The organism is Brenneria tiliae (genome assembly GCF_023347575.1).
Lineage (GTDB): Bacteria > Pseudomonadota > Gammaproteobacteria > Enterobacterales > Enterobacteriaceae > Brenneria > Brenneria corticis.
Genome location: NZ_JAKPCB010000101.1, coordinates 305513 through 322696 on the forward strand (window position 1 = coordinate 305513; position 17184 = coordinate 322696).

A 17184-nucleotide genomic window follows, 5' to 3' on the forward strand; every position below is an offset into this window, starting at 1 on the left:
ATTAATGAAAAAATAAAATTGCCGATAATTTTTACTGAACAGTCTCTTTTTAATGCTGGCATCAACTGTCTTTATCATGTGGTGGAACTCGCAATATTATATCTTATAGAACAGAATCTGGTATTACATGAAATATAAAAAGGAGCGGCATGGTGGATATAGCAGGTATCGAAATACAGAGTCAAAATATAAAGCCTTTTTATCCTGTTGTATCCATTAGCACCCAGGGTAATACAGATTCATCAACGGCTGGTACGGAAAGTGATTCGCTGGAGAAGAATAGTCTGCCGGGCGTCAGTACTCAGGTCACGCTATCGACGGATGGAAAAAGGCAATCCGGTATAGCGCAGTCCGGCGACAGCCAGACGGATATTGAAAAGCGGCAGGCCGCCCGCGAAGCGCAGCAGGCTAAAGAGGAACGGGAGCAGCGGCAGACGGCGTCTGCGGAACGTTCTCTGCAAATGATCAACGGTATTCCTCTGTACGGCGGCACGCTGGTATCCATGATTAATTACCCAGACGGCAGTTGGGAAGCCTTTGATGCATTTTCCGGTAAGCCGGTGACGGCCGAAGAGAGCATACGGATAGGGCGGGAGACTGACGGCGATAATACGGATGCGTTCAGCTTTTATAGCAAGGGAATATATAACGGTCTGTCCGCGGCTGAAATTTACGAAAAGATACAGCAGATGATGGGGATAGAATCGGCCGATCTGGATTGGCAGGTGATTGGCACCAACGATATTTGAACGCCGAAAAACTAATGCCGACGCTATTATAAACTTGCCGCGAATAATAGAATGGTGGAGAAATAGGGATTCGTTATTTTCGCCATTATTATATTCGCCAATTACCCTACGTTCCCGATACAAATAGCTATACAAAACGGATAAGACGTGTCTCAGCCTGAATATAACTGGGTGAGCATCAGCATCAAAGGAATGGTGATGGCGGCAAGCAGGGTCTGGATGGTGATAATGCCGGCGGATAATTGATGGTCGCCGCCAAGCAGTTTCGCCATGATGTAAGCGGAAGGAGTGCAGGGGAGCGCGTTGAATAGAACCACCGTCGCCAGTACGGGTCCCGATATGCCGAGAAAGGTCCCGATAAGTAATGTTATGCCGGGAACCAGCAGCAGTTTGACGAAAGAGGATTGCAGGACCGTCCATTGCGCCGAGCGGGCAGCCTGAATATTCAGGCCGGCGCCAACGGCAAGCAGCCCCAACGGCAGGGAAGCGCCGCCAAGAATCTTCAATATATTGTCGGCCGTTTGCGGCAACGGCAATCCACTGTAGTTAAACAGTAATCCCGCCAGTATGGACACAATCACCGGATTTTTAACCAGCGCTTTGACAATCGGCAACCATCCGGGCCTGCTGCCTTGCCCGTAATGCATCAGAATAACGATGGAAGCGACATTCAGCAGCGGTATGGCGACCGCAATACTGATGGAGGTCACGGTTAATCCGGTATGTCCGTAGGTTGCCGCCGCCGTGGCCACCCCGATATAGGTATTGGGACGCAAAGCGCCCTGGATCACGGAAGAGAAGGTCGGACCGGGCTGTTTTAACCACAGTCGCCACAGCCAGAGTATTCCCCCGCCGATAAAAACGGCGCCAAGAATAGACCATGCGATAGGTTGAACCGCGAACTGGCTGAGATCGGCTTTGCCGACCTGGGCGAACATCAGGGCGGGGAAAAGGTAAAAATAGTTCAGTTTTTCACAAGGCAACCAAAAGCCGACGTCAATCAGGTTCCTGCTGCGTAGCAGGAGGCCCATGGCGATAAGGAACATTATCGGCAGCAGCGACAACAGCGTGGTTATCATAAGACTCTGGCAGGTACGGCATTGATGGCCGCCGTGACGCGTTTTTTCACCATTTTCAACAACATCAATGAATTAGGTTTTTTTATTAATGACATTTTGATGACAAGGAGGGAAATGCGTTTAGTGGCAAAGCAAAGGAAAAAAAATCATAAGAGAGTGTGGGCGGTGCGGCGACGATTTGAAAAACGCGGAACGCTTATTGGCGTGGTTAAAAACAAGTGGTTTGTTCTATTAATGGAGCATAACTTCTAATTATGCCCCATTAATAGAACGGTCATATGGGAGAAACAACCCTTAGCGATGCTGTTCAGCCCCGCTTTTTACCCGCGCCGGAATCTGCGGTTTGCCCGCAGGCGGCGGGATGGAAATCTGAATCTGTTGTTCCCGTACTGCTAAATTACCCATTGGGGTATGCCGGGCGTCATGATTGAAACCGAATGTGGTCTGGTGGGCTATGGATATACCGGAACACACGCCGACATTACGATAAAGGCGAAATCGGCATGATCGATAAGTCGGTGCGCACCCATGACGCCAGGGTTATCAGCAAAACGCTGCTGCTTACCCTGGCGCCCAGAGACGTGGAGTACCTGCTGAAGACCTATCCGATTTTTTATCAGTTTCTCGCCATCCTGCTGTGCAAAGTGATCCGCAACGCTTTCACGATGTTGCACGACAGTACGCTGCTGTCGGTGTCCGCGCGGCTGGTCAAACGGCTGATTAGCCTTGCGGAGGGGTACGGCGAACCCCATGGAAAAGGCGTTCTGATCAATTTGTATTTAACACAGGACGATCTGGCCACAATTATCAACACCACCCGACAGACCATTAACAAACGGCTGGTCGCCTGGGAAAAATTGGGATGGATCGACGCCAAATACGGGAAAATCCTGATCGTTAATACGGCGGCGTTGAAACAGCTGTATGAGGATGGGGATGAGTAAGAACCAAAATCCGCGCGACCTCGCTAAAACGGTATCTTTTGTCCGCCGCCAAAAGTGGTCGGCGCCAAAACACGCGGTTTCCTGTTTGGCACACCGGTTGCGTTGATTCCGGGCGTGTGTTTGTTCCGCGCGCAAACCAGGCAAATTACCACGTAAAACCATCAGCGAAACCTACGATGTGGAATTTCTTCTATTTCCCTGATTCTCCTGCCCAGACTACCATCACTTTATCGTCGCCTTTCTGACGGCTAAATGCATAATACTCCTGTGTGTGCTGCGTTGTCTGAATTCCTGCACCCACTGCAACATGTTGCTCTCTGAATTTTCCCAACTTTTGCCAGTGTGCCAGCAAAAATTGCTTCGCACCGGTCAGCTCATTCCAGTTCATGTCCGAGCGTGTTCCTTGTAAAGGATCCGAGCCCGTCGGGCCAAACTGACGTCCACTTTCATCGCCGTAGTATATCTGTACCGCACCTGGCGCCAGCAGTAACAAATCTGCCGCCCGCTGTTGCAAAGGCAGCGCGCCTTTGGCGTCAACGTCGAAAAACAGTCGCGTATCGTGCGAAGAGAGATAACTCAGTACGTTGAAATCCTGCATTTTCTCCGCCATTTGCTGATAAGTCGCATCGATATTGGCAAAACAGCTCAGTGCGGCGGCGGCCTGATCCTGAAAATCAAAGTTGATCATCGCATCGAAACCGTTCTGGTAATAATCGCTTTTCATCACGCCGTGGCCCCATGCTTCGCCGGTCATCCAGAACAGTGCATTGTCCAGAGCCTGCGAAGGATTAGCCGCTTTCCACTGTTTCAACGCGTCGACAGCGCGCGTTTTCAGCAGCGCCAGCGTCGTTTTTTCAACGTGCTTGGCGGTATCCACGCGGAAACCATCAATGCCGTAATCCCGAACCCACTGGCTGAGCCAGGTCACCAGATATTCACGCGGTGTCGCACCGGGGAGTTCTTTGGCGGCCGTGTCAGGTTTATACCGGTAAAAAACCGGCAAACCACTGGCTTCTGTCGATTCGGTTTTGATGTCTGGCAGGAATGCCAGCGACAGGGTCAGATCGTCATAACCGGGTGAATCGTAATCGCTGATATCGGTGCGGATCCATTTTTTACCCCACCATGTGCTCCAGCCGTCTTTGTCGCCGAAATTAATATAATCATTAAAACTGTGCCAGTTCTGGCCAGGACCTGGTTTCCAGTCGGTCCAGTTATTACCGAACGTTTTTTCGATTTCATCGCCTTTAAGATATAACGATCCAAAATGGAAAGTCTGCATATCGGCCAGCGTTGCGTAGCCGGTGTGATTGACCACCACGTCAAACAGAATACGGATCCCACGCCTGTGCGCCTCACTGACCAGTTTATGTAAGTCCTCACCGGTGCCCATATTGGCGTCAAGTTTTGTCCAGTCGAGCGTATAATAGCCATGATAAGCATAATGCGGGAAATCGCCCTTGGTACCGCCGCCGACCCAGCCGTGGATCTGCTCTAGCGGCGAGCTGATCCACAGCGCGTTAACTCCCAGCCGTTGCAGATAATCCAGCTTCTCCGTCAGTCCGATTAGATCGCCACCGTGGAAAGTGCCGATTTCCTGCATCCCGTCGCTGCGACGGCCATAGCCGTGATCGTTGGAAGGATTACCATTCTTGAAGCGATCGGTGAGCACGAAATATACCGTGGCGTTTTGCCAGCTAAAAGCGGCGGGTATTTTAAGATCGGCAGATTCAAGTAACAGTAATCCGCCACTGAAAGGATCGGGCATTATCTTAACGTGTCCCTCTGTTACCGTGGCGGTCTGGCCGGAATAAAAGTCGTGGATTTTTTCACCCTCGGCAAATGTCCCGGTTACATCTACCGAAAGCGGTTTGCCATTCCAGCGCGGGCAGGTTTTCGATGCAGCGGCGACGGCTTCCTGTTGCATTTTCAGACTGAGCTGAAGGGTCGGTGTCCCGCTGCGGGTGTCGATCCGCACCTGGTAATCCCCTGCGCGAAACTGGCGCCAGTTAACCGGCGCTTTGTTTTCACAGGGGCGCAACGACAGCATGACGTTAAGCTTTACGTCGCCAGCCGGTTGCCAGCATTGGTGATCCTGATAAAGTTCCAGCGTGCGCTGGCCTTTTGGCAAAGTGGCGCTGCTGGTCAGTATTCCGCTGGAATGCTCAGAAAAGTCGGGAAAACCTTGCAGCGTCCAGTTGGCCTGTGCGGCAGGTGAAGCTAACAATAACAGAGGCAGTGTCAGACGTTTCATGGCTCTCCTTACGCGAGGCAGGAAGCATTATTTTGGCTGGGATGAATGTAGTGTAATCAGCGCGAAAAATATCCCCTCATCCTTGCGGACTAAATCTCAGGAGGAGGACTAAGGAGGAGGTATTACAATTTATCCGCTGTGGAGGATTTTATGAATATAACGTCCTCCTGTAAGTCGCTGCCTTTACGCCCGACCCCGATATATTGGAGGCGGGCAGGGTATCGCTAAATCATTCGGGTTACAGGAAAGCCAGCGCGCCTGCAACCCGAAGTATGACGGTATATATTACCTTGGAGTTTCCCGTCAGTTCAGGCGCTTGCCGCATCAAGCTCCGCAATATCCGCGTGGGAAAGCGTCAGCGAGACCGCTCTGGCAAAACTTTCGACCTGGGCCGTGCTTGTGGCGCTGGCGATAGGCGCGGTAACGCCTTCGCGCTGTATCAGCCATGCCAGCGCCACTTCCGCCGGACGGACGTTCTGACGGGCGGATACCGTATCAAGCGTATCAAGGATCGCGCTCCCCCGTTCAGTCAGGTATTTTGCCACGCTCTCGCCGCGCTGGGACTGCGGCAAATCGTCCTTCGAGCGATACTTACCGGAAAGAAAACCCGAGGCCAGACTGTAGTAGGTGACCACGCCAAGTCCTTCTTTGATGCACAGGTCGCGCAACGCGCCGTCATAGGCGCCGCGATCGTAAAGATTATATTCAGGCTGAAGCACCTGATAGCTGGGCAGCCCCGCGTTTCTGGCCGCCTGGAGCGCATCGGACAACTGGCTGGCATTGAGGTTGGACGCGCCGATCGCTTTCACCTTTCCGGCTTTCAATAGTTTTTCATACGCTCCCAGCGTTTCCTCATAAGGCGTTTCCGCGTCGGGCCAGTGCGAGAAATAGAGGTCAATGGCGTCAATGCCCAGCCGTTTCAGGGAGTCTTCAACGGCCTGGGCGATCCAGCGTGCCGACAGCCCCTTCTGATCGGGTTGTCCTAAATCGGCGCCCACTTTGGTAAATAGCGTCACCTTTTCGCGCGCGCCCGGTCTTGCTTTCAGCCATTTGCCAATAATGGTTTCCGACTCTCCGCCTTTGTTGCCTGGCACCCAGGCTGAATAGACATCGGCGGTATCAATCGCGTTAAAACCGTGATCGACGAAAGCGTCCAGCACGTCAAAGCTGGTCTTTTCATCGATTGTCCACCCAAACACATTACCGCCGAATACCAGTGGTGCGATGGTGAGACCGGTATTACCCAGTTTTCGTTTTTCCATTCGAATTCCCCTTTATGAAATGGTATCAGGCAACGGGCCAGGATAAATCGCCGCTGCCCATTTTTGATCGCAGAACAGAACGCTTTCATTCACTTCTAGGTATAGCAGCCCGGCGGCCTGGCCGTACGCCCTCCTGTGGCGGAGCGAACGTTATTTCCTGACGCGGGAGTTCTCCTCGGCATAAGCCTTATAGGCCTTATTCCTGGTATCATCAGGCCAGCCCTTACGCCACAGCGCTTTCCGGCGCGACCTGTCATCTGCCGCATATTTTCTGCGCCAATTCTTATCAACACCTCAACTGCTGCCGCTCCGGGGCGCAGGTATTGTTCAGTGCGGCATGGTTCCCCGAGCCGTAAATCGCCGTGCGCCGGAGAACAGAGGTTACTGAAGTGGGGGATAACATATATCACGCTTAAGCCGGGGAATGCTGACACTTGCTCGCCAGGCCGACGGCAGTGATAAAACGTTTCACGATCAATTCGGACGTTTACTCTTTCAGTATAGCCAATGACCGGCTCGCGCTGATTCGATCAACATGCTGATTGTTAGAGGTTGATGCGGTGTGCTCAGATTGGGTGGAAAAAACTTATCGAAATTAATTTCTTTTGGATTGATAGAGAATTTTTCGGCATAGTTTTCCAGTAGTTCGGCAGCATCTTCCGGCGCCATCCTGAAATCCGCATTCAGATCGGTTTCCTTTTTCAGTGGGTAGCGTTTACGTAACCAAAACCAGTAGCCGTTATACTCTTCGACAAGGTCAAAGACGGCTTTTTCAATATCATTGCTCACCAGATTTTGTCCTCCTTGCTGGCTATCAGGTTATAACGATTTGTCACTTTCCATGTAATCTGCGATATATCAGCAACACCATCCAGCCGACAATCGGTATTGTGCGGCCAACAAACGTTCCCAGTTTGTGCGTCATGATGACTTTCATCTTGAAAGGGTTACCAATGATCGTTGGTAACGGAAATGGTAACTTATATTTTTGCAATCGCTGCCGGGCCAATTTTGATGCCCAAGATGTCCCGGGCGTGGCTATGGCAAACTTCCCGGATACCGCAATACTGTTCCTTCCCGCGTAGATTGCTGCTGCGGCCAAGTAGGTAGCAGTGTCAAAAAAGTGATATGCCTCCTGTGCGCGGTATCGGAAAGGCGATATTTCATACAAACATGGTAAAAACAGGACAAAGAACACCTATCCAACTGCCATCTTCGATTTTGCGAACTCTTAAAAACCCATGACCTAACAGGATTTGCTCAATTACATCGTCGCTATTGCCTTCAAATGCTGCTCTTATTGAAGTGGAATGACAGTACTCCACTGACACATAGGTAATCAATACAAAAAAATTAATCTGTGAAGGTCAGTTTCACCGCGTTTTCAGTTTTGGTTATGTATGCGCTTTTGTTTGAGTCTTCTTTCGCCCACCGCATACCAAACACAGGATCCTCAACCTGGCTGTACCCTAAAGAATTGAGGTAATCGGCCAACATAGTCTCATCTGTGTCTTTGCTGTACTCGATCTCATCAATCTGAGGCGCATTTCCATCAGTCGCTCTGAAATGGATGATTGTATCGTCAGTTAAAAGCGGGGCACCCTTAATCTCGTCTGGGGCGATCAGTTTATACGTTAACCAGTCAGAACGTGAGTAATCTGCGCTGTCGGTAAGAGCGATGGATGCAGTTTTGTAAGAACCGAATATCAGTGCAGCAATGACTACAACTGAAGCAATTTTAACAATTTTAGTCATCGGTAATCCTTCATTGGTTCCACAGCAATATTCATATGGATGCCTTCGTTGGTGATGACATTAACCGTACCGTCACTAAAGTTGTTATACGGTGTAATAGCTTTCATGAACTGAGGTAGTTCTCCGTATGTCGGTCTTGCCGATTTATTTTTTTCCGGATCTGGGAAGAGCATCGGGCGGAATAATTTGTTTTTGTAATTACCGATCGGGCCGTAGTGATCCCAGCGCTTTAGAGCGTTTTGTTTGCTGATTAAACGGAGTTGTGCGAAATAGTTCATTGGACGGACTACACGATAAAAACCTAAGAGGTCAGACACTAAATCTTCTGAGCTAAAACCGCTATCTGTAGTCCAGCTAAACGGAATAGATGCCTGTAGATTCTCAAATCGTAGTGCCGTGCGCATCATCATAGCGAGAGCTATGCTATGCCTAGTTGCTAGATCTCTGCCTTTCTTCACATTCCAACGTGCGTGAACACCTATGCCCAAATTTGTACATTGATTGTGAATACACGATTTTGTAGTAGGATTCAGATCGCTTTTCGCCAGCATCCATTTGGTCGAGAATAATGCGGATGTCATTGCCGGCTGCATGGCCAAGGTCGATCCATCCTAAAATTTCAGAGTAAACAAGCCCGTATGTAGCCGTCAATACATCTGAAAGCTCTATCAAATCCCCTCTTTTGCTCATTAATCTTCCCTCTGCATAATCTAAAATCGCGTCATTGTACGATTGAATAGTGCTGATGAAAAGATAGGCGATTTCGCGGGAACCCTAGAATAATCCAAAGGTTAAGGCACCTTCCGGTGCCTTTGAGACTGGGTGAGACAATGCGAGATCGTGTGAAACGTTACTCGATATTCTGGATCTGCTCCCGCATCTGCTCAATCAGTACCTTGAGTTCGATGGCGGATGCGGTGACGTCGGCGTTAATGGATTTAGACGCCAGCGTGTTGGATTCGCGGTTGAACTCCTGCATCATAAAGTCCAGACGGCGGCCTACGGCTTCTTCTTTCTTCAGGATTTTATAGGTTTCCGCCACGTGAGCTTCCAGACGATCGAGTTCTTCCGCGACGTCGACGCGCTGCGCCATGATGACCAGCTCTTGCTCCAGCCGGTTATTTTCCAACTGTACCTGCGCGTCTTCCAGTTTGCTGAGCAGCCGTTCACGCTGCCATTGCAGAATATTCGGCATCTGCGCGCGCACTTTGGCGACTTCGCCGCTGACGCCCGCCAGACGCTGTTCTATCAGTCCTTTTAGGGCATTGCCTTCGCTTTCCCGCGCGCTGATAAAGTCATCCAGCGTGCGGTCCAACGCCTGCAGCAGCTCGGCGCTGATGGCGTCCAGATCCTGCTCTTCCGCGGCCATTACGCCGGGCCAGCGCAGAATATCGACCGGGTTGATTTCCCCTTCGTCGCTCTGCATTTTTACCCAGTTGGCGGCGCTGACCAGCTGTTTTGCCAGATTTTCATTCAGAATCAGCGAGCTTTGCGCGCGCGGGTCGAGATCAAAACGCAGGTTGCATTCAATTTTACCGCGGGTCAGACGGGAGCGGATGCGATCGCGAATAACAGGCTCCAGACTGCGGAACTGTTCCGGTAAACGGATGTAGGTTTCCAGATAGCGCTGGTTAACGGAACGCAGTTCCCAGGCTGCGCTGCCCCAGTCGCCCTTGACTTCCTGCCGGGCGTAAGCGGTCATACTGCGAATCATCGGTGCATACCTGTAAAGCAAATGATGCAGGGATTATAGCGTCGTGTCTGCGGGCAGGGTAGGACAAAATCGTCCGGCTGTTCCGGCGGTTTATAAACCCGTTAGCGGTAAATCCTCGTCTGCGGGGCCTCTTCGACATAACCGTAACCGCGATACATCCCTTCGCTGTTAAACGGCAGCGCGATATTGCCGTGGCGATCGACGGCGATCAGCCCGCCGCTGCCCTCCAGGCGCGCCAGCTTTTCCATCACCACCCGATCCGTGGCCTGCTGTAGGGAAAGCCCGGCATATTCCATCAGCGCGGAGACATCATAGGCGGCAACGGTGCGCATAAAGATTTCGCCAGTGCCGGTGCAGGAAACCGCCACGCTATGGTTATTGGCGTAGCAGCCCGCGCCAACGATCGGGCTGTCGCCGACCCGACCGGCCTGTTTATTGGTCATGCCGCCGGTGGAGGTGGCCGCGGCAAGGTTTCCGGCGCTGTCCAGCGCTACCGCGCCAACGGTGCCGAACTTACGGTCGGGGTCAATGGGGCCGCCGTCATCCTGACCGTCATGATCCAGCACAACTTTTCCTTCCCTGGCCTGTGCATTATGCAGTTGTCGGCGACGTTCCTCGGTAGAGAAAAACGCCGGTTCGACCATTTCAAGGCCGTGCAGGCGGGCGAAGGCTTCCGCGCCTTCAGCGGTAAACATCACATGCTGGCTCTGTTCCAGTATGCTCCTGGCCGCCAGCACCGGGTTACGGATATGGCTGACGCAACTGACGGCGCCCGCATTCAGCGTGCGCCCATCCATAATGCTGGCATCCAGTTCGTGGGTTTCATCATGGGTAAACACCGAACCCCGTCCGGCATTAAACAGCGGGCACTCTTCCAGCAGCCGGACGGCTTCGGTCACGGTGTCCAGCGCGCTGCCGTGGCGCGCCAGAATCTGCTGCCCGCAGGCGATAACGTCGGCCAGCGCGGCCAGATAGCGCTGCTCTTTTTCGCTACTCATGGCGGATCGGGTCAGGGCGCCGGCCCCGCCGTGGATCACGATCACGGGTTTTGTCATGGAATAAATTCTCTTCTCGATAATCGGCACGCCGGAACGCTGAACTAATATGATAAGCAGCCTGAATGCGTGATGCGACGCTTTTATGCGATGCGTCAAGCGCTCGTCGACGTTAAGCGCTGAAATATCATCACTATGGCACTGCCTGAGGTTATGCCCCGGCGCGGCATAAATTTTGTTATTTTACGTTCTGAATATGATGATTAAGGCAAGGAATGACAATGAAAACAGGCAGCAGACTTTCCGCGTTGGCATTGGCTTTGGTACTGGCGGGTTGCGTTTCGCCGGGTAAACCCGCGGAGTCGGCCGCGGCCCGGTGCGTAACCGGCGAGAGCATGACGCAAACCACCCTCTATTTCGGCCTCAACCGTCCCGACGGCCCGGCGATTAGCGCCAGCGAATGGCAATCCTTCCTCGATCGTGAGGTGACGCCGCGCTTTCAAGAGGGGTTATCGGTATTTGACGCCAAAGGGCAATGGCTGGGCGACGATGGCGTGCTGGCGCGGGAAAACAGCAAGGCGTTGCTGTTGATCCACGCGGCGGATGCGGCGAACGAAACGAAAATCGAGGCGCTGCGTTCAGGGTATAAACAGCGCTTTAAGCAGGATTCGGTGATGCGGGTTGATGCGCCGGTCTGCGTCGCGTTTTGATTATCGCTCCGGCGCAGATGTTTTACGTTCGAACCAGGCGGGAAAATATAAGCCGCCGCCGGCCGGTAGGCATTGCGCCGCTAAGGCCGTATAATGCGCGCCAGTTAACATTTTCCCGCCGGAGATAAGTCATGCGCCCTACAGGCCGAAGTGCACAGCAAGTACGCCCCCTGAAATTAACCCGTCATTACACAAAACATGCCGAAGGGTCCGTTTTGGTTGAGTTCGGCGATACCAAGGTTTTATGTAATGCCACGGTTGAAGAGGGCGTGCCGCGCTTTCTGAAAGGGCAGGGCCAGGGCTGGGTCACCGCCGAATATGGCATGTTGCCGCGCGCCACGCACAGCCGTAACGCGCGTGAAGCGGCAAAAGGCAAGCAGGGCGGGCGCACGCTGGAGATTCAGCGTCTGATCGCCCGTTCGCTGCGGGCGGCCATCGACCTTAAAGCGCTGGGCGAGTACACCATTACGCTGGATTGCGACGTATTGCAGGCGGACGGCGGCACGCGTACCGCGTCGATTACCGGTGCCTGCGTGGCGCTGGCCGATGCGTTGAACAGCTTGGTCGCCAAGGGGAAGTTGAAGAAAAATCCGCTGAAAGGCATGGTGGCGGCGGTTTCCGTCGGCATCGTCAACGGCGAGGCGGTGTGCGACCTGGAATATGTGGAGGATTCCGCCGCGGAAACCGATATGAACGTGGTGATGACCGAAGACGGCCGCATGATTGAAGTGCAGGGCACGGCGGAAGGCGAGCCCTTCACCCATGAAGAACTGCTGTCGCTGCTGGCATTGGCGCGCGCGGGGATTGAGAATATTATCCGCGCGCAGAAGGCCGCGCTGGAGGATTGATTTTTTAAAGCTACAGTCCTACTTTTTCCATCGTCATTCCCGCACAAAAAAACAGGAATGTTTTTGAACGTCGTTTGCGGCGGCCCGCAGGGCGAGCCCCTGGGATGGGGCGAGTCACCGGGAATCTTATAAGAACGAATCGCCGGCAGGTGCCGGTCCCTGCCTACGCAGGGACGACGGAGAGTATGTGCAGACCTGCCGCGATCAATTCACCCACGAGCTCAGGAGACGCAGTAATGAAGGCCTATCAGCGCCAGTTTATTGAGTTTGCGCTTAGCAAACAGGTATTGAAGTTCGGTGAATTCACGCTGAAATCAGGACGTGTCAGCCCTTATTTCTTTAACGCCGGATTATTTAATACCGGGCGAGACCTGGCGTTGCTGGGGCGTTTTTATGCCGAAGCGCTGGTGGATTCAGGCATTGAATTCGATCTGCTGTTCGGTCCGGCTTACAAGGGCATTCCCATTGCCACCACCACGGCGGTGGCGCTGGCGGAACATCACCAACGCGACCTCCCTTACTGTTTTAACCGTAAGGAAGCCAAAGATCACGGCGAAGGCGGCAGCCTGGTGGGAAGTCCGCTCCAGGGACGGGTCATGCTGGTTGACGACGTTATCACCGCCGGTACGGCGATCCGCGAATCAATGGAAATCATTGCGGCTCACGGCGCCACCTTGGCCGGGATCATGATTGCGCTGGATCGTCAGGAGCGCGGGCGCGGCGAGATTTCGGCGATTCAGGAAGTAGAACGTGATTATCAGTGTAAGGTGATTTCCATCATTACGCTGCGGGATCTGGTCGCCTATCTGGCGGAAAAACCGGAAATGGCCGCATACCTGACGGCGGTGCAGGAATATCGTCGGCAATACGGTATTTAAGCCATCGCCCGCTCCCGCCGGAAAGGCGTCTGGCGGGAGAGGACGATGGGAAGGAACGTCAGTGCAACTGTGCGGCCAGCAGAGGCCAGCGGGTATCAAATTCCTGCGTGGGGCGATAGCGGAATTCCGAACGGATAAAGCGCGAGAGCATGCCTTCGCAAAATGCCAGCAGCTGGCTGGCGAGCAGCGTTTCATCGTGCTGAAAACCTTTGCCGTCACGTAATTTCTGCTCGCGCAATACCTGACGCAGCTGCGATTCGATACGTTCAAATAACTGATTGATACGGCCCTGCAAACGGTCCTGTTCAAACATCAGCGCATGCCCGGTGAGGATGCGGGTCAAACCTGCGTTACGTTCCGCAAACCCCAGAATAAGCAATAAAATCAGGCGCAGACGGTTAAACGTCTCTTTTTCATCCTGCAGAATCAGATTAATGCGGGTAGTCAGACTATCCTCGATAAACTCGATCAGGCTGTCGAACATCTTTGTTTTGCTGGGGAAGTGCCGATAAAGCGCGGCTTCAGATACCCCAACGTTCGCGGCCAGTTTTGCTGTGGTAATGCGTTGGCTGCCGTCGCTGGATTCCAGCATTTGCGCCAGCGCCTGCAAAATTTCCTCGCGACGATTCCGTTTCGTATTTCCTTTTTCTGCCATGTCTGAAAAGACCCTTGCTAAAAATTTGACCGACAAGCACCCGGCAGCGCCACAGTCACTATAAGTTGCTGTGGCTTATATGAATTTTGATAATACCGGATGGCAGGGGCGTGTTAGTTACGGCCCGAATGGCCGAAACCGCCTTCTCCACGTTCGCTGCTGACGAAATCTTCGACCAGATTAAACTCGGCCTGAACGACGGGAACGAAAATCATCTGGGCGATGCGCTCGCCCGGTTCAATGGTGAATGTCTGCCGACCGCGATTCCAGACGGAAACCATTAATTGCCCCTGATAGTCGGAGTCGATCAGCCCGACCAGATTACCTAACACCACGCCGTGCTTGTGGCCCAGTCCGGAACGCGGCAGAACCATGGCCGCCAGGCCGGTATCGGCGATATGAATCGCCAGCCCCGTCGGTATCAGCGTGGTTTCCCCGGCTTGCAGTTCCACCGCCTGATCCAGGCAGGCGCGCAGATCCAGCCCGGCGGAACCCGGCGTGGCGTAGGTGGGTAATGGGAATTGTTGACCAATACGCGGGTCAACAATCTTTACGTCGATTTTTTTCATCATAACGGCTGACAATCTCGTCGATTAAATGTTGGCCAAGAAGACGTTTGTCGCATTGCGGCAACTGCTTGTCCCCGTGGTGCCAGAAAAGATGTAATGCATTGGTTTCACTGTTAAAACCATGCCCGGAAAGGGAGACGTCGTTAGCGCAGATTAAATCCAGATTTTTACGCGCCAGCTTTTGCCGCGCGTATTCTTCCACATTCTGGGTTTCGGCGGCAAATCCGACGACATAAGGCCGGTTTTCACCCATGGCGGCGACATCCGCGATGATATCCGGATTTTTGATCAGGGTGACAGTCATTTCATCGCCGCGCTTTTTGATTTTTTCATCTGCGACCAGCTTGGCGCGGTAGTCGGCAACCGCGGCGCAGCCGATAACAATATGCTGCCGCGCGGCTTCGGCCATCACCGCCTGCCGCATATCCAGCGCGCTGTTGACGTCGATACGCTTAACGTCAGGCGGCGTCGCCAGGGCTACCGGCCCGGTAATCAGCGTAACGTTCGCGCCTCTGGCGGCGGCGGCCTGAGCAATGGCGAAGCCCATTTTCCCCGAACTGTGATTGCTGATGAAGCGCACCGGGTCAAGCGCTTCGCGCGTCGGGCCGGCGGTAATCATGATATTCAGATGTTGCAGGTCGCGAGTCTGCGTGAAGTGGCGCTGCGCCAGTTCGACAATCTCCAGCGGGTCAATCATCCGGCCGGGGCCGATATCGCCGCACGCCTGGCTGCCGCTGTCCGGCCCCCATAGCAGCAAACCGCGGGCCGCCAGGGTACGCAGGTTGTCCTGCGTCGGCGCCGCGCGGTACATCTGCTGGTTCATGGCGGGAACAACGGCGATGGGGGCGGGCGTCGCCAGACACAAGGTGGTCAGCAGATCGTTGGCCATCCCGGCGGCCAGACGCGCGATCAGATCGGCGGTGGCCGGCGCCAGAATCACCAAATCCGCCCATTTCCCCAGCTCGATATGGCCCATCGAGGCTTCGGCCGCCGGGTCGAGCAGGTCGTCCGACACCGGATGGCCGGACACGGCCTGCAAGGTCAGCGGAGTGATAAAGGCTTTGGCGGCCGATGTCATGACAACCCGGACTTCCGCACCGCTGTCGCGCAGTCGCCTTACCAGCTCAGGGCATTTGTAAGCGGCGATGCCCCCGCTGATACCGAGCACGATGCGTTTGCCAGCAATACGTTTAGCGGAAAGCCCGTTCAGGCTGGAAAGTTCCGTCATCATCATTGTCCGACTAAAAACTGAAAGAGGCGTTATTTTACCATAACCTTGAGTTGAGAGAGGAGTGTTAAGCCTGCATACCGATTGGCGGACGAAAATTGCGAAGCGCTTCGCAGCCTGTTGCGGCTGACGTCGTCCCGTTGTCCTGGCCGTGTAATGATGACGTTCAGTCAGTGGAGGAGGTTCGATGGGCTGGGGAAATGAGCAGACGCCGCGGGAGAAATTAGTGAGTTTAGGCGCAGAGGCGCTGACGGATGCCGAACTGCTGGCGATTTTTTTACGCACCGGGTCGCCCGGTATGCATGTTATGCAACTGGCGGAGAGTTTGCTGCTGGAGTTTGGCTCGCTGTATCAATTGATGTCCGCCGACCGGGACGCGTTTTGTCAGACGAAAGGCGTCGGCATTTCAAAATACGCGCAGCTAAAAGCGGTGGCGGAATTGTCCCGTCGGCTGTTTTCGTCCCGCCTGGCGAAGGAAAATGCGATGCTGAGCCCGGAGATCACCGGGCAGTATCTGCAATTATTGCTGTCCCGCCAGGAACGGGAGGTGTTTTTAGTCATGTTTCTGGATAATCAGCATCGGGTGATTCGTCATCAGGAGATGTTTGCTGGTACCATTGACTGCGTCGAAGTACACCCGAGGGAAATTGTGCGCGAAGCGTTGAAAAGCAACGCCGCCGCGCTGATTCTGGCGCACAATCACCCGTCGGGGAAAGCGGAGCCCAGTCAGGCCGACCGTGCGATAACCGAACAAATCATCAAAGCTTGCCTGCTGTTGGAGATTCGCGTGCTTGATCACCTGGTTATCGGACACGGCGAGTACGTCTCTTTTGCCGAGCGCGGGTGGATTTAACCGATTTTTCCGCGATCCTGAGGGATCTTTAGCTGTTCGGGACTTGAGCGCTCACGCTTCAGAGCGTATACTACGCCACCTTTGAGAATCTTGGGTGTGGCGTTAAGAGCCTATCTCAGCAGGTTTACCCTGATGACGGAGTCTTTTCAGTGAAGTTGCTGAGATGGGCTCTAGAGCCTGACGAGGCGGCGACACCCTATACGAAGCTCGAGCTGATTTGATTTTTGGAGAATAGACATGTCCCGAGTCTGCCAAGTTACTGGCAAGCGTCCGGTGACCGGTAATAACCGTTCCCACGCACTGAATGCGACCAAACGCCGTTTTCTGCCGAACCTGCACGCACACCGTTTCTGGGTTGAAGGTGAAAAGCGCTTTGTAACGCTGCGCGTATCTGCTAAAGGTATGCGTGTTATTGATAAGAAGGGTATTGAGACGGTTCTGGCCGATCTGCGTGCCCGTGGTGAAAAGTATTAAGGAACTGAATCATGGCTAAGGGTGTTCGCGAGAAGATCAAGCTGGTTTCTTCTGCTGGTACTGGTCACTTCTATACCACCACGAAGAACAAGCGCACGAAGCCGGAAAAACTGGAACTGAAGAAATTCGATCCGGTTGTCCGTCAACACGTGATCTACAAAGAAGCTAAAATTAAATAATTTTAGTGGATTATTGAAAAACCCGGCCTTGGCCGGGT

Annotated in this window: 19 protein-coding genes and 3 pseudogenes; 10 read left to right on the plus strand and 12 right to left on the minus strand. The window is 53.4% G+C overall.

The features are described 5' to 3' along the window. The first annotated feature begins 149 nt into the window (after positions 1 to 149). Positions 150 to 749 carry a hypothetical protein gene (locus MFP24_RS18270; RefSeq protein WP_249231708.1) on the plus strand — a complete coding sequence of 200 codons (600 nt, stop codon included), beginning with the start codon at positions 150 to 152 and terminating at the stop codon, positions 747 to 749. A 152-nt stretch (positions 750 to 901) separates the two neighbouring features. Here MFP24_RS18270 and MFP24_RS18275 read toward each other — a convergent pair whose 3' ends face one another. Beyond that, complete coding sequence (locus MFP24_RS18275; RefSeq protein WP_249231709.1) at positions 902 to 1828, minus strand: AEC family transporter; 927 nt, start codon at positions 1826 to 1828, stop codon at positions 902 to 904. Positions 1829 to 1852: 24 nt separating this feature from the next. On the opposite strand from MFP24_RS18275, the gene MFP24_RS18280 reads away from it, so the two are divergent. The 3 genes and pseudogenes from MFP24_RS18280 to MFP24_RS18290 form a co-directional block, all read left to right on the plus strand. Further along, complete coding sequence (locus MFP24_RS18280; protein ID WP_249231710.1) at positions 1853 to 2080, plus strand: hypothetical protein; 228 nt, start codon at positions 1853 to 1855, stop codon at positions 2078 to 2080. A gap of 251 nt (positions 2081 to 2331) precedes the next feature. Next, positions 2332 to 2772, plus strand: a complete 441-nt coding sequence (locus MFP24_RS18285) for a Crp/Fnr family transcriptional regulator (RefSeq protein WP_249231711.1) — start codon at positions 2332 to 2334, stop codon at positions 2770 to 2772. A gap of 51 nt (positions 2773 to 2823) precedes the next feature. Beyond that, positions 2824 to 2959 (plus strand): annotated as a pseudogene (locus tag MFP24_RS18290) (adenine phosphoribosyltransferase); the annotation flags it as partial. Between the two features lie 3 nt (positions 2960 to 2962). Here MFP24_RS18290 and MFP24_RS18295 read toward each other — a convergent pair. From MFP24_RS18295 to MFP24_RS18325, 8 genes and pseudogenes are all read right to left on the minus strand, one after another. Then, on the minus strand, positions 2963 to 5026 hold the full coding sequence (locus MFP24_RS18295; protein ID WP_249231712.1) for an alpha-amylase: 2064 nt from the start codon (positions 5024 to 5026) through the stop codon (positions 2963 to 2965). Positions 5027 to 5334: 308 nt separating this feature from the next. After that, entirely contained in the window at positions 5335 to 6288 is a 954-nt protein-coding gene (locus MFP24_RS18300) for an aldo/keto reductase (RefSeq protein ID WP_249231713.1), read from the minus strand. A gap of 495 nt (positions 6289 to 6783) precedes the next feature. Continuing rightward, positions 6784 to 7080: a DUF1493 family protein gene (locus tag MFP24_RS18305; protein WP_249231794.1), complete on the minus strand. Its 297-nt coding sequence runs from the start codon at positions 7078 to 7080 to the stop codon at positions 6784 to 6786. Then, a pseudogene (locus MFP24_RS24280) lies at positions 7074 to 7393 on the minus strand (STM2901 family protein); the annotation flags it as partial. The gene MFP24_RS18305 and the pseudogene MFP24_RS24280, both read right to left, overlap by 7 nt. A gap of 248 nt (positions 7394 to 7641) precedes the next feature. Then, complete coding sequence (locus tag MFP24_RS18310; protein ID WP_249231714.1) at positions 7642 to 8043, minus strand: hypothetical protein; 402 nt, start codon at positions 8041 to 8043, stop codon at positions 7642 to 7644. Beyond that, positions 8040 to 8733: pseudogene (locus tag MFP24_RS18315) on the minus strand (hypothetical protein). The gene MFP24_RS18310 and the pseudogene MFP24_RS18315 overlap by 4 nt, the downstream one beginning before the upstream one ends. Before the next feature lie 160 nt (positions 8734 to 8893). Next, positions 8894 to 9757: a YicC/YloC family endoribonuclease gene (locus MFP24_RS18320; RefSeq protein ID WP_249231715.1), complete on the minus strand. Its 864-nt coding sequence runs from the start codon at positions 9755 to 9757 to the stop codon at positions 8894 to 8896. Positions 9758 to 9858: 101 nt separating this feature from the next. Further along, positions 9859 to 10812, minus strand: a complete 954-nt coding sequence (locus MFP24_RS18325; protein WP_249231716.1) for an isoaspartyl peptidase/L-asparaginase family protein — start codon at positions 10810 to 10812, stop codon at positions 9859 to 9861. Positions 10813 to 11033: 221 nt separating this feature from the next. Here MFP24_RS18325 and MFP24_RS18330 point away from each other — a divergent pair, with 221 nt between their 5' ends. The 3 genes from MFP24_RS18330 (at position 11034) to pyrE (ending at position 13188) form a co-directional block, all read left to right on the plus strand. Continuing rightward, positions 11034 to 11462 (plus strand): DUF3574 domain-containing protein, encoded by a 429-nt coding sequence (locus MFP24_RS18330; protein WP_249231717.1) that lies wholly within the window; start codon positions 11034 to 11036, stop codon positions 11460 to 11462. Between the two features lie 131 nt (positions 11463 to 11593). Next, on the plus strand, positions 11594 to 12310 hold the full coding sequence (gene rph / locus MFP24_RS18335; RefSeq protein ID WP_249231718.1) for a ribonuclease PH: 717 nt from the start codon (positions 11594 to 11596) through the stop codon (positions 12308 to 12310). A 236-nt stretch (positions 12311 to 12546) separates the two neighbouring features. After that, positions 12547 to 13188 (plus strand): orotate phosphoribosyltransferase, encoded by a 642-nt coding sequence (pyrE, locus tag MFP24_RS18340; RefSeq protein ID WP_249231719.1) that lies wholly within the window; start codon positions 12547 to 12549, stop codon positions 13186 to 13188. 58 nt (positions 13189 to 13246) lie between these two features. On the opposite strand, the gene slmA is transcribed toward pyrE, so the two are convergent. From slmA to coaBC, 3 genes are all read right to left on the minus strand, one after another. Next, positions 13247 to 13843: a nucleoid occlusion factor SlmA gene (gene slmA / locus MFP24_RS18345; protein ID WP_249231720.1), complete on the minus strand. Its 597-nt coding sequence runs from the start codon at positions 13841 to 13843 to the stop codon at positions 13247 to 13249. Positions 13844 to 13956: 113 nt separating this feature from the next. Next, a complete protein-coding gene (gene dut / locus MFP24_RS18350; protein WP_249231721.1) occupies positions 13957 to 14415 on the minus strand; it encodes a dUTP diphosphatase in 459 nt (152 codons plus the stop codon). Further along, the gene (coaBC, locus tag MFP24_RS18355) at positions 14384 to 15640 is read right to left on the minus strand and encodes a bifunctional phosphopantothenoylcysteine decarboxylase/phosphopantothenate--cysteine ligase CoaBC (RefSeq protein ID WP_249231722.1); all 1257 of its coding nucleotides are present in this window, start codon (positions 15638 to 15640) and stop codon (positions 14384 to 14386) included. Before coaBC ends, dut begins: the two co-directional genes overlap by 32 nt. Positions 15641 to 15827: 187 nt before the next feature. Between coaBC and radC the strand changes: the two genes are divergently transcribed. The 3 genes from radC (at position 15828) to rpmG (ending at position 17146) form a co-directional block, all read left to right on the plus strand. Beyond that, positions 15828 to 16493, plus strand: a complete 666-nt coding sequence (radC, locus tag MFP24_RS18360; protein ID WP_249231723.1) for a RadC family protein — start codon at positions 15828 to 15830, stop codon at positions 16491 to 16493. A gap of 237 nt (positions 16494 to 16730) precedes the next feature. Next, the gene (rpmB, locus tag MFP24_RS18365; RefSeq protein ID WP_249231724.1) at positions 16731 to 16967 is read left to right on the plus strand and encodes a 50S ribosomal protein L28; all 237 of its coding nucleotides are present in this window, start codon (positions 16731 to 16733) and stop codon (positions 16965 to 16967) included. An 11-nt stretch (positions 16968 to 16978) separates the two neighbouring features. Further along, positions 16979 to 17146 carry a 50S ribosomal protein L33 gene (gene rpmG / locus MFP24_RS18370; RefSeq protein ID WP_004392084.1) on the plus strand — a complete coding sequence of 56 codons (168 nt, stop codon included), beginning with the start codon at positions 16979 to 16981 and terminating at the stop codon, positions 17144 to 17146. Positions 17147 to 17184: the final 38 nt, after the last annotated feature.